Origin of the sequence: Acinetobacter sp. (assembly GCF_036666595.1) — a bacterium.
Taxonomy (GTDB): domain Bacteria; phylum Pseudomonadota; class Gammaproteobacteria; order Pseudomonadales; family Moraxellaceae; genus Acinetobacter.
In genome coordinates, this window is sequence record NZ_JAVWVO010000144.1 from 1 (window position 1) to 534 (window position 534).

The window sequence follows — 534 nt, forward strand, 5'->3', positions numbered from 1 at the left end:
TATGACGATTACGACATTAATTCGTCAAACAGTTGAAGCTGCTGAAAAAGCGTTGGGTTAATATTGTTGTGGTTATTCCTTCTCCCTTTGGGATGAGGAATATTATTCCGCAAGAGGATGAGGGAGATTTATTATATAAATCCTCTCCCTCTTGCGCGTAATAACGCTCATCCTTTAAAAGGAGAGGGAACTTCCATTATAAATAAATGTTCATCACAACTCGACTTATGCAAGAAGTCTATTGTAGCGATTACTCCTTCTCCCTTAGGGAGAAGGTTGGGATGAGGGGTATAAATCCTCTCGCTCTTATGTGAAATAATGCCCATCCTTTAGAAAAAGAGGGAGTTTTCATTATGACCTTAGGCTTATATCGCGTTTTTATGAATTAAACGCTTAACCTTAAAATGAATAAAAATCAAATGAGCTGTACTTTTCAATTTCAAAAAGCCCCTGAACATTTGCTAAAAGCTTTGCATGATGTGATTCCGCATTGTGAATTGATCGCACAGCAATTGCCTGAAACACCAATTTCTT

Annotated in this window: 1 pseudogene; it reads left to right on the forward strand. The window is 37.5% G+C overall.

Annotated features, from left to right (window positions below):
- Nucleotides 1–419 precede the first annotated feature (419 nt).
- Nucleotides 420–534, forward strand: a pseudogene (locus RR876_RS17270) (methyltransferase); the annotation flags it as partial.